This is a genomic window from Porphyromonas somerae (assembly GCF_022845615.1).
Classification (GTDB): domain Bacteria; phylum Bacteroidota; class Bacteroidia; order Bacteroidales; family Porphyromonadaceae; genus Porphyromonas_A; species Porphyromonas_A somerae.
Window position 1 is genome coordinate 2339098 of the sequence record NZ_AP025559.1, and the last position, 11481, is coordinate 2350578.

At 51.2% G+C, this 11481-nt stretch carries 10 protein-coding genes; all 10 read left to right on the forward strand.

The features are described from left to right. Positions 1-4: 4 nt before the first annotated feature. The 10 genes from thiL to metG all read left to right on the forward strand — a co-directional run bounded on the left by thiL (position 5) and on the right by metG (position 11480). The gene (gene thiL, locus MWL85_RS09945) at positions 5-1036 is read left to right on the forward strand and encodes a thiamine-phosphate kinase (RefSeq protein ID WP_244400584.1); all 1032 of its coding nucleotides are present in this window, start codon (positions 5-7) and stop codon (positions 1034-1036) included. Further along, positions 1033-1827 (forward strand): thymidylate synthase, encoded by a 795-nt coding sequence (locus MWL85_RS09950; protein WP_244400585.1) that lies wholly within the window; start codon positions 1033-1035, stop codon positions 1825-1827. Before thiL ends, MWL85_RS09950 begins: the two co-directional genes overlap by 4 nt. Beyond that, positions 1824-2327, forward strand: a complete 504-nt coding sequence (locus MWL85_RS09955) for a dihydrofolate reductase (RefSeq protein WP_244400586.1) — start codon at positions 1824-1826, stop codon at positions 2325-2327. Before MWL85_RS09950 ends, MWL85_RS09955 begins: the two co-directional genes overlap by 4 nt. Beyond that, on the forward strand, positions 2327-3004 hold the full coding sequence (locus MWL85_RS09960) for an RluA family pseudouridine synthase (RefSeq protein ID WP_244400587.1): 678 nt from the start codon (positions 2327-2329) through the stop codon (positions 3002-3004). Before MWL85_RS09955 ends, MWL85_RS09960 begins: the two co-directional genes overlap by 1 nt. A gap of 104 nt (positions 3005-3108) precedes the next feature. Next, on the forward strand, positions 3109-4488 hold the full coding sequence (locus MWL85_RS09965; protein WP_244400588.1) for a dipeptidase: 1380 nt from the start codon (positions 3109-3111) through the stop codon (positions 4486-4488). Beyond that, on the forward strand, positions 4481-5761 hold the full coding sequence (locus MWL85_RS09970) for an amidohydrolase (protein WP_244400589.1): 1281 nt from the start codon (positions 4481-4483) through the stop codon (positions 5759-5761). The genes MWL85_RS09965 and MWL85_RS09970 overlap by 8 nt, the downstream gene beginning before the upstream one ends. 17 nt (positions 5762-5778) lie before the next feature. Continuing rightward, complete coding sequence (locus MWL85_RS09975; protein WP_244400590.1) at positions 5779-6600, forward strand: purine nucleoside phosphorylase I, inosine and guanosine-specific; 822 nt, start codon at positions 5779-5781, stop codon at positions 6598-6600. Between the two features lie 627 nt (positions 6601-7227). Beyond that, positions 7228-7824, forward strand: coding sequence for a nuclear transport factor 2 family protein (locus MWL85_RS09980; RefSeq protein WP_244400591.1), 597 nt, complete (start codon positions 7228-7230; stop codon positions 7822-7824). A gap of 14 nt (positions 7825-7838) precedes the next feature. Next, positions 7839-8843, forward strand: a complete 1005-nt coding sequence (locus MWL85_RS09985) for an ROK family protein (RefSeq protein WP_244400592.1) — start codon at positions 7839-7841, stop codon at positions 8841-8843. Between the two features lie 582 nt (positions 8844-9425). After that, positions 9426-11480 carry a methionine--tRNA ligase gene (gene metG / locus MWL85_RS09990; protein WP_244400593.1) on the forward strand — a complete coding sequence of 685 codons (2055 nt, stop codon included), beginning with the start codon at positions 9426-9428 and terminating at the stop codon, positions 11478-11480. The last annotated feature ends 1 nt before the right edge of the window (position 11481 follow it).

Below are 11481 nucleotides of genomic sequence, written 5' to 3' on the forward strand. Positions count from 1 at the left end.
ACCTATGGAGATCAGCAAGTTGGGAGCCTTTGGACTCCGCGACCATATCATTCAGGGGCTGGAGGAGACCCACCACGCCTCCACGCTATTGGGGCTAACAGACGATGCAGCACTTATAGCCCCCGCTTCGGGAGAGCAACAATTGGTGGCGAGCCAATTGCTACTAGAGGGCATCCACTTTGACCTCGTCTACTTTCCCCTTCAATACTTAGGCTTTAAGGCAGTCACCTCGGCCGTGGCAGAAATCATTGGCATGGGTGGAACGCCACGACAACTAACGCTCTCCCTTGGCCTTTCACAGAGGTTCAAGGTGGAGGATGTAGATGTCTTGATGCTCGGGGTGAAGGATGCTTTGGCTCTATATAATATCGACTTGGTAGGGCTGGAAGTGAGCAGTTCGTACACAGGCCTCACCATTGCGGTGACGGCACTCGGCAGTGTGGCTAGTGGAGAGGAGCTACGCCGAAGTGGTGCAAAGAAAAATGACCTCCTTTGCCTTACCGGCAATGTAGGAGCCGCCTACATGGGGTTGCAGCTACTGATTAGAGAAAAGGTGGCTTTCGATGGAACAGCCGACTTCGCGCCCCAGTTTGACGGTCGTGAATACATTCTTCAGAGACAGATGAAGCCGATTGCTCGCCTAGATATCTTAAGACAGTTACAAGCGGCTGGCGTCAAACCGACGGCAATGATCAGCGTTCGTGACGGTCTGGCGAGCGACCTACTTCAGCTCTGCCACGCCTCGGGCGTAGGAGCTCGCATCTATGAAAAGGTGATTCCGATAGACCACGAGACAGTGGGTATGGCAGATGAGCTGGGGCTTTCGCCCACCTTAGTAGGAATGAATGGCGGAGACGACTTTGAGCTACTCTTTACCATTCCACTCGGACTAAAGGATCTGGTGGATGCAATGGAGGATGTTCGGCAGATCGGTTTTATCACCGAAGCAGAGGATGGCGTGCGACTAGTCTCCTCGGGAGGTAGCGAAACGACAATTGTGGCACAAGGATATCATAGAGAGGAGGAGGACGAATGAAACAATACCAAGAGCTACTGAGGAAGATCCTCGATGAAGGGGTGGAGAAGAGCGACCGTACTGGCACTGGTACTAAGAGCCTATTTGGGTATCAGATGCGGTTTGACCTCTCGGAGGGCTTCCCACTACTTACCACGAAGAAGCTACACCTGAAGAGCATCATCTACGAACTCTTGTGGTTCATCAAGGGCGATACCAATGTCCACTACCTACAAGAGCATGGGGTGCGGATATGGAATGAGTGGGCCGATGAAGCGGGTGATCTCGGTCCGATTTATGGGGCACAGTGGCGGCATTGGCGTGATGCCAAAGGGCAGGAGCACGACCAGCTGGCAGAGGCTATTAAGACGATCAAGAGTCATCCCGATAGCCGACGGATCATCGTGAGTGCGTGGAATGTTGGACAGCTACAGGAGATGCACTTGCCTCCTTGCCACCTACTCTTTCAGTTTTACGTAGCGGAGGGGCGCCTCAGCCTGCAACTCTATCAGCGTAGTGCCGATGTTTTCCTCGGCGTTCCTTTCAACATTGCCAGCTACGCCTTGCTACTAATGATGGTGGCGAAGGTTACGGGGCTAAAGCCGGGCACCTTTGTCCACACCCTTGGTGATGCCCACCTTTATCTCAATCACCTAGAGCAGGCACGGATACAATTGGGTCGGGAGCCTCGAGCTTTGCCGAAGATGAATATTGTGCGAGAGGTGACGTCGATTGACGACTTTAGGTTTGAGGATTTCGAACTCGTGGGCTACGACCCTCATCCACACATCAAAGCGGAGGTATCGGTATGAAATCAGAGCTACACATTATTGTCGCTATTGCGGATAACGGGGCGATAGGACTGAAGGGCGATATGCCATGGGGACGGCAACTCCCTGCCGATCTGCGTCACTTCAAGGAGACCACTATGGGCTACCCGATTGTGATGGGACGCAAGACTTTTGAGAGTCTCCCTAAGGGGGCACTTCCAGGGCGACAGAATATTGTGGTCACCCGCAATACTACTTACCACGCAGAGGGAGCGGAGGTGGTTCATAGCCTAGAGGAGGCGATGGAGGTAGCGGAGGGGGAGAAGCTCTTCCTTATCGGTGGAGGGGAGCTATACCGACAGGGGATGGCTTTAGCCGATCAGCTACATGTGACGCTGGTTCACCACCAATGGCCTGAGGCAGATACTTTCTTTCCCGACATTGATATCGACCTTTGGGAGTGCACACAAAATGAGCCCCATGAGGCGGATGAGCGCAACGCTTTCCCCTACTCCTTTACCACCTGGAAGCGAAAAGCATAATGGCAGCATTTGAGGTGCTTTACGAGGATAACCACCTGATCATTATTAGCAAGCGAGCAGGGGAGATCACTCAGGGCGATAGTACTGGCGACGTTCCTTTGCCCGAAAAGGTGAAGCTATACCTCAAGGAGAAATACCAAAAGCCGGGGAATGTCTTCCTCGGAGTGGTTCACCGTCTCGATCGACCAGTGAGCGGAGTAGTGGTCTTTGCCAAAACCTCCAAGGCGCTCTCCAGGATGAATCGGCTCTTTCACGACGACAAGGTGGAGAAGGTGTACCACGCCATTGTGGAGCAACCACCAAAAGCACCAGAGGGGACGCTGGTGCATTGGCTCAAGAAGAATCCTAAGCAAAATAAGTCTTATATCGTTGCCACTGGTACCAAGGGTGCCAAGGAGGCACGCCTGCACTACCGAGTGATAGGCGAGAGCGATCGATATACGCTCCTCGAGGTACGACTGGAGACGGGGCGGCATCATCAGATACGTGCTCAGCTCAGTGGCATCGGATGCACCATTCGGGGCGACCTGAAGTATGGTGCCAAGCGGAGTAATCCCGACGGCTCGATCTCGCTTCACGCTAGAGAGGTGAGCTTCACACACCCCGTCTCGGGCAAAGCAATCTCTGTGGTGGCTCCCTACCCCACCGATGATCCACTTTGGGGCTACTTCAAGTAAGCCCCCCTTTCTTGTTTCGGCGAGGTGGCTAAAGTTTGGCAGAAAATAGGTATCTTTGAGGTAGATAGTATTTTAATAACCAAACTAAAGAGAGACCATTTACTATGAGTAAATCCAATCCGAAGATTGATCAATTTGTAGAGGAGAATAAAGGGAGATTCCTAGAGGAGCTATTTGAGCTCATTCGTATCCCATCGGTAAGTTCGCAGAGCAAGCACAAGCCTGATATGATTCGCTGTGCCGAGCATTGGTGCGACCTACTGCTGAAGAGTGGTATGGACAAGGCGGAGGTGATGCCTACTAAGGGCAACCCTGTAGTGTATGCCGAGAAGCTACTCGACCCCTCCTTCCCTACCGTGCTAGTATATGGCCATTACGATGTGATGCCACCCGAGCCACTAGAGCTCTGGAAGTCGGAGGCTTTTGAGCCTGAGGTACGCGATGGCATCATCTATGCTCGTGGGGCTGATGATGATAAGGGGCAGACAATGTGCCAGGTAAAGGGTTTAGAGACAGCTATTAAGCTGGATCTACTTCGCTGCAATGTGAAGGTGATGCTAGAGGGCGAGGAGGAGATCGGTTCGCCTAGCCTTGAGGCCTTCTGCCAAGAGCATAAGGAGCTATTGAAGAGCGACCATATCCTCGTGAGCGATACTGGTATGCTGAGTGTTGAGAACCCATCAATGACTACCGGTCTGCGTGGTCTTTGCTACTGGCAGATAGAGATGACGGGGCCTAGCCACGACCTCCACTCGGGTATCTATGGCGGTGCCGTGGGTAATCCTCTCAATGAGCTGTGCAAGCTGATCGCTAAGATGCAGGATGAAAAGGGACGTATCACTATCCCTGGCTTCTACGATGATGTGGTAGAGCTGACCGAGGCCGATAGGGAGATGACTAAGAGAATCCCATTTGACGAAGCAGCTTACAAGGCTGGGATAAAGGTGAAGGAGCTATATGGCGAGGAGGGATACCATACCCTAGAGCGTACTGGCAGCCGTCCTAGCTTTGACCTTTGTGGCATCTGGGGTGGATACCAAGGCGAAGGTGCCAAGACCATCCTTCCTAGCAAGGCTTTTGCTAAGGTCTCTACCCGTCTAGTAGCAAATCAAGATGAGAAGAAGATTGCACAAGCCTTTATCGACTATGTTCATAAGCTAACTCCCGATCATGTAAAGGTGAAAGTGGAGTATCTACACGGTGGTACCCCATACCTATGCCCAAGTGACCTACCTATCTACAAGGTGGCTGAGGAGGCGTATGAGGCTACTTTCGGCAAGAAGCCTCTAGCCGTTCGCTCGGGTGGAAGTATTCCAATCATCGCTACCTTCGAGCGCGTACTAGGAGTGAAGAGTATCTTGATGGGCTTTGGACTTGGCAGCGATGCTATCCACTCACCAAATGAGAACTTCCCTCTCTACAACTTCCATATCGGTATCCGTACCGTGGCTGAATTCTACGCAAGATACGGACACAATGAGTAAGCTATTTATCAAAAACCCTCTGCACCCTGATGGGGTGCGGAGGGATATTCTTATTGAGGGCAATAAGATAGTAGCCATCGGCAACCTCCAAGGAATGGAGGCTGGGGCTGAGGTGATTGATGCCTCTCGTATGGCGGTGATCCCTGGCTTGATCAATTGCCACACGCATGCGGCGATGACCTTTTTCCGCGGATATGGCGATGACCTACGCCTGATGGATTGGCTCAATAATATGATTTGGCCAGTGGAGGCACATATGACCGAGGAGGATGTCTATGTCGGCACCAAGCTCGCTTGCCTCGAGATGATCAAGAGCGGTACCACCGCTTTCCTAGATATGTACTCCTTCCCTCACGGCACCGCAAGAGCGGTAGAGGAAATGGGGCTGAGGGCCAATGTCTCCTACACGGTATTCGATAGAGGGGATAAGGAACGGGCAGAGCTGGATAAGCGGAATATGGAGCGGTATCTAAAGGAATTTGATCGCTACTCCGACCGTGTGCAGCTCTCAATTGGTCCGCACGCCATCTACACAGTGACTGGTCCGATGCTACAGTACACCCATGACTTCGCCAAGGCCAATGATCTACTCGTGCACCTACACCTCTCCGAGACGGAGGGTGAGGTAAAGGAGTGCGTAAAGGAGCACGGCACCACCCCTGTGAGGTACCTGCAGCAGCTAGGAGTGCTCTCTCCTAATCTGGTCCTCGCCCACTCGCTTTGGATGGATAGCGAGGAGCTTCAGATCCTCGCCGACCATGGTGTGGCGTGTGTCCACAACCCCGCTTCTAATATGAAGTTGGCGAGTGGTTACCGCTTCAAGATTGAGGAGATGTGGCAAAAGGGTATCCGTGTGGGTATTGGTACCGACGGCACTTCTAGTTCCAACAACCTAGATATGTTTACCGCCATGAAGCTCACCTCATTCCTCGCTAAAGCGTGGTCGGGAGATCCAACCAGTGCCAAGGCGGGAGAGGTTTTCAAGGCAGCCACTTTTGCAGGTGCGGAGATTCTCCGTATCCCCGCAGGGCGAATTGAGGTGGGACGACTTGCCGACCTTGCCCTTTTGCAACTAGATATTCCCGAGATGACCCCTTGCCACAACCTGGTGAGCAATGTGGTCTATTCGGCCAACGGTAGTGCGGTGGATACCCTTATCGTTGATGGTCGGGTGCTGATGCGTGGTCGCCACGTACCGGGCGAAGAGGCGATTATGTCCGAAGCTCGCACCGTAGCCCGCGACCTATTTGAGAGAAGTAAGAAACAAAAGTGATAGAAATTGATACAATTATGGTAGAGTACAAGCAATATCAAGAAGCAGCGGACTACCTAAGACCGCTGATTCCACAAGAGACCAAGGTAGCGATTACCCTCGGCTCTGGCTTAGGTCAATTGGCCGATAAGATAGAAGAGGCTCGCGTGATCCCTTATACCGATATCCCCAACTTCCCTAAGTCTACGGCACTAGGGCACAAAGGCAACCTCATCGTGGGCAAACTCGATGGTAGCCCAGTGATTGCCATGCAGGGACGCTTCCACTACTATGAGGGCTACCCAATGGAGAAGGTGACCTTCCACGTACGCGTCTTTAAGCTTCTCGGCATAGAGTACCTATTTGTCTCCAATGCCGCCGGAGGTATCTGCGACCAGTACAAAGTAGGCGATCTGATGATCATTAGAGACCATATCAATATGCTCCCCAACCCACTCATTGGTAAGAATATGGAGGAGTTTGGCCCTCGCTTCCCCGATATGACACGAGCTTACGACCGCCCACTGATTGCTAAGGCAGAAGAGATTGGTCGCCAGCTCAATATCCCGCTTCATAAGGGCGTCTATGTCGGTTGGACAGGTCCCAGCTACGAGACTCCAGCGGAGTACAAGTACCTAGGCATCATCGGAGGCACCGCAATCGGTATGAGCACCGTGCCTGAGGTGATTGTGGCTCGCCACTGTGATATCCGCGTCTTTGGTATGTCGGTGATCACCAACGAAGGGTACCACTTCACAGATGACTTCGTCAACGATGGCGACGATGTGATATGTGCCGCCAACGCCGCCTCTGAGAAGATGGGCCGTCTATTCACAGAGCTTATCAAGTCACTCTATTAATAATTTAGAGTAGCTTCCCAATAAAAAAGAGGCTTTGCACGAAGGATGAGATGCAAGGCCTGAGGGTGAGGGCAAGGTGCAGTAAGGCACCAAGGCCCAACTAGGGCAAAGGGAGCGTACATACGTACGTGACCGAGCCCGAATTCCGAAAGCAACGCCGCAGATCGCCTTCGTGCAAAGTCGAAAAGGGGCTATATCCAGCTGGATATAGCCCCTTTTCCTTTGAACTCCTTCCCCCGAAATAGAAAAAGAGTGTCTCACGACACCCTCAATCTCAAACCTATAATCTAATACTATTATGAAAAAACCACAGTGCAAAGGTAGGCATTATTTTTGATACTTGCAACTATTCTCATCTCTTTTTATGTTAAAAGATTTCCATAGTAACAAAATGAAAGCAAACAGGCGATATTTCGTGCGTTATATTTATTTTGGCAGTCCATTTAGGGTTATGACTGACATTTATCAATCCTAACACCCAAAACTATTTTTGGACAGGTACAAATAATCAAAGAATGGGCTAATCCTTTGCCCAATTCGTAAAATAATTGTAACTTGCGGTAAAATAGCGAGGCAGCCCCCACGGGGTCCCTCTGTACGACAATCGAATACATTAAATTGATGATTATGGCAAAAAGATTTTATTCATCCATTAGCGTGGCAATGCTCATAGGTCTATTGCTTGCTACCCTCACTTCGTGTGGTGGAAAAGACCCTAAGGAAGTGGCCGAAGAGGCCGTGAAAGCAGAGCTCAATGGCGACCTCGAGCGGTTTTACGACCTACTCACACAGGAGGATAAAGATGCGATGACGCTCGAAAACTTCAAGCATTTTTACACCATCCCAGATGAGCTAGCAGATGCCATCGAATTGATTCCCGAGGTGAAGGAGTCCATCAAGGTAGATAAGTTTACCAGTAGCGTTAATGGCGAAACCGCCACTGTCACCTACTTCATCTACCTGCCCGACCTAGAGAAGATTGGCAACCTCTCACTAGAAGATGCCAAGACCATCCTCTCAATGAAGAGCCACCGACTCAAAGATCTACCCGAGGAGATCCAGAATAAGATCAAGGAGTCTGTGAAGAAAGATGGCGTGCCCACTCGTAGCTACGACAGAAGTCTCAAGCTAAAACGCGAAGGCGATGAGTGGAGGGTATTTCTAGACCTTGCCAATCAGGTCAATTCCCGTATGGTAAAGTCAGTGTATGTACAAAACAATTGATAAATAGATAATTCATGGCAATCGTAACAAGCGACAACAAGCCCTATGTAGTAGGGGTAGACGTGGGGGGTACCAATACCGTTTTCGGCATTGTAGATGCGAGAGGTACCATTATCAGAAGCGATAAGATCAAGAGTACCAATCATATCAAAGTAGAAGATTATATCAAGGAATTGGCAGATGCCATCACCGACCTTGCAAATGACGCAGGGGGAATCGACCAGATCCACGGTGTGGGCGTAGGTGCCCCAAATGGCAACTTCTTTACCGGCTCCATTGACTTTGCACCCAACCTCCTTTGGAAGGGTCGCATCCCTATGGCCTTCCTCCTTAGCGAAGCACTCAAGGGCATCCCTGTGGCACTCACCAATGATGCTAATGCTGCCGCTATCGGAGAGATGACCTATGGAGCTGCTCGTGGTATGAAAGACTTCATCGAGATCACCCTCGGCACAGGGCTAGGGAGTGGTATCGTAGTGGGTGGAAAGCTCGTCTACGGTCACGATGGTTTTGCCGGCGAGATCGGGCACACCATTATCCGTCGCAACGGGCGCTCTTGTGGTTGCGGTCGCTTTGGTTGCCTTGAGACCTACTGCTCCGCTACAGGTGTAGCACGCACCGCCAAGGAGTTCCTCACCGCTCGTGAAGATGATAGTCTCCTTCGCACATTCAATATCGATGAGATCACATCAAAGGATGTCTACGATGCTGCTGTGCAAGGCGATAAGCTAGCACTTGATGTCTTTGAAACGACTGGAGCCATCCTAGGCGAAGCACTCGCCGACTCCGTAGCTTACACCAGTCCAGAGGCAATAATCCTCTTTGGAGGGCTAACCAAAGCTGGCAATATCCTACTAGAGCCAGTGAAGCGACACATGGAGCAAAACCTCCTCAATATCTACAAAGACAAGGTGAAGATCCTCGTGAGCGAACTCAAAGAGAGCGATGCCGCAGTCCTCGGTGCTAGTGCACTAGGCTGGGAGGCCGACCGCAAGCTACTCACTCTGCTTACAGAGTAACCAAAACCTCACCAATACAACTTGAAATCACCTAGGGGCTCCCCTCTAGGTGATTTTTTGTTTCAACCCAAGTCTAATCCCCAGATATATTACTAGAAAGACAGATCGCGATCCACGTAAACAGACCCCCAAAATACCTCCATGCTAGTAGAGCAAAAGTTGAGATGCAACTAACCAATTGCCGAGATGCAACTAAGCAATTGCCGAGATGCAACTAAGCAATTGCCGAGATGCAACTAAGCAATTGCCGAGATGCAACTAAGCAATTGCCGAGATGCAACAAAGCAAATGCTTAGTTGCATCTCGGCAAACGCCTTTATACGACACTGATTTTCAAATGTTTACAAATCAGACCTCAGCACCCCCATTTTAGCCGATTTTTCACCCCATCAGAGCATCAATCAGTAAGGATCCAGGAGAGGTTCTTCCGATCTATCAGTCTCTTTGATGAGTATAAGTCGAGGATGAGATGCAAGGTCTTTCTAATGCGTAACCCCTGCCTCCAATGGCACTATTTATCTCGCTGTCATTTGATTTTTGTAACTTTGTGCCAAATATACAATGGATAGAAATAAGAAGGATATGAGTAACGGAAAATTTAAGCGTACTTTGGTGACGACGGCCCTTCCTTATGCCAATGGTCCGGTGCATATTGGACACCTGGCAGGGGTCTACGTCCCAGCAGATATATATGTGAGGTACCTTCGTCTGAAGGGCGAGGAGGTGGCCTTTATCGGTGGTTCGGATGAACACGGTGTGCCCATCACGATCAAAGCGATGAAGGAGGGGGTAACGCCACAAGACATTGTGGATCGCTACCACAAGCTAATTAAAGAGTCGTTTGAAGAGTTTGGCATCTCCTTTGATGTCTACTCACGCACTACAAGCGAGACGCACCACCAGATGGCGTCGGACTTCTTCACCACACTTTACGAAAAGGGCGAGTTTATAGAGCAGACCACTCAGCAGTACTACGATGAGGAGGCAAAGCAATTCCTTGCCGACCGCTACATCACCGGTACTTGTCCTATCTGTGGCAACGAAGGGGCTTATGGCGACCAGTGCGAGAAGTGCGGTAGCAGTCTGAATGCCACCGACCTGATCAATCCAAAGTCGGCCATCAGCGGTTCGGAGCTAGTGATGAAAGAGACCAAGCACTGGTACCTCCCCCTAGGGAAGTACGAGCAGTGGCTTCGCGAGTGGATCCTCGAGGGGCACAAGGAGTGGCGCCCTAATGTCTACGGACAGGTGAAGAGTTGGCTCGACCTTGGGCTACAGCCTAGAGCAGTGACCCGCGACCTCGACTGGGGTATTCCGGTACCGCTAGAGGGCGCTGAGGGCAAGGTGCTCTACGTATGGTTTGACGCCCCTATCGGCTATATCTCCAATACCAAAGAGCTCTTCCCCGATAGTTGGGAGACCTGGTGGAAAGATCCCGAGACCCGCATGATCCACTTCATCGGTAAGGACAATATCGTCTTTCACTGCATTGTCTTCCCTGCGATGCTCAAGGCTGAGGGCTCCTTTATCCTCCCCGATAATGTGCCTAGCAACGAGTTCCTCAATCTCGAGGGCGATAAGATCTCTACCAGTAGAAATTGGGCGGTTTGGCTCCACGAGTACCTACGCGACTTCCCTGGCAAGCAGGATATCCTCCGCTATGTCTTGACCGCCAATGCTCCTGAGACCAAGGATAATGACTTTACGTGGAGCGATTTCCAAGCTCGCAACAATAATGAGCTGGTGGCAGTGCTTGGCAACTTCGTGAATCGTGCTTTGGTGCTAACCCACAAGTACTTTGAGGGGAAAGTGCCTGCCATCACCACCCTTCAGGAAGAGGATAAGGCGGTCCTTGCCGAGATCGGTACCATCCGCGACGATGTGGCCAACCTTCTCGATAACTTCCATATCCGTGATGCTCAGCGTAGGGCCATGGACTTGGCACGCCTAGGCAATAAGTATCTCGCCGATATGGAGCCTTGGAAGTTGGCCAAGACAGATATGGATCGGGTAGCTACCATCCTCAATGTGGCACTACAGATCAGTGCCAATCTGGCTATTTTAATGGAGAGCTTCCTCCCCTTCTCTATGGAGAAGCTACGCCATCTGCTGAATATGGAGGGTGCCCTCACCTGGTCGGAGATCGGGAGAAGCGACCTATTGGAGGCGGGCCACCAGCTAGAGCAGCCTGAGCTCCTCTTTGAGAAGCTAGAGGATGCAACGATCCAAGCTCAGCTCGACCGCCTAGCAGCGATCAAGAAGAGCAATGCAGAGGCAGCTCTTAAGGCGGCGAAACCACTGGCGATTGCCCCTGAGATTAAGTTTGAGGAGTTTGAGAAGATCGACCTCCGTGTGGCTACGGTCAAGGCTTGTACCAAGGTGCCTAAGACCGATAAGCTCCTGCAATTTACCCTCGATGATGGCTTTGGAGAGCGGACCATCATCTCGGGTCTGGCGAAGCACTACGAGCCTGAGACGCTGGTAGGGAAGCAGGTGATCTTTGTGGCCAACCTTGCCCCTCGTAAGATGAGAGGGATTGAGAGCCAAGGGATGATTCTCTCCGTAATAGAGGCCGATGGCTCTCTCTCGGTACTCACCACGAGCAAGGAGGTGAAGCCAGGCAGTAAGGTATCCTGAT

Bases quoted from the DNA above. Each gene is read 5' to 3' on its own strand.
- thiL (WP_244400584.1), top strand. From the start codon at position 5: ATGGAGATCAGCAAGTTGGGAGCCTTTGGACTCCGCGACCATATCATT.
- MWL85_RS09950 (WP_244400585.1), top strand. From the start codon at position 1,033: ATGAAACAATACCAAGAGCTACTGAGGAAGATCCTCGATGAAGGGGTG.
- MWL85_RS09955 (WP_244400586.1), top strand. From the start codon at position 1,824: ATGAAATCAGAGCTACACATTATTGTCGCTATTGCGGATAACGGGGCG.
- MWL85_RS09960 (WP_244400587.1), top strand. From the start codon at position 2,327: ATGGCAGCATTTGAGGTGCTTTACGAGGATAACCACCTGATCATTATT.
- MWL85_RS09965 (WP_244400588.1), top strand. From the start codon at position 3,109: ATGAGTAAATCCAATCCGAAGATTGATCAATTTGTAGAGGAGAATAAA.
- MWL85_RS09970 (WP_244400589.1), top strand. From the start codon at position 4,481: ATGAGTAAGCTATTTATCAAAAACCCTCTGCACCCTGATGGGGTGCGG.
- MWL85_RS09975 (WP_244400590.1), top strand. From the start codon at position 5,779: ATGGTAGAGTACAAGCAATATCAAGAAGCAGCGGACTACCTAAGACCG.
- MWL85_RS09980 (WP_244400591.1), top strand. From the start codon at position 7,228: ATGGCAAAAAGATTTTATTCATCCATTAGCGTGGCAATGCTCATAGGT.
- MWL85_RS09985 (WP_244400592.1), top strand. From the start codon at position 7,839: ATGGCAATCGTAACAAGCGACAACAAGCCCTATGTAGTAGGGGTAGAC.
- metG (WP_244400593.1), top strand. From the start codon at position 9,426: ATGAGTAACGGAAAATTTAAGCGTACTTTGGTGACGACGGCCCTTCCT.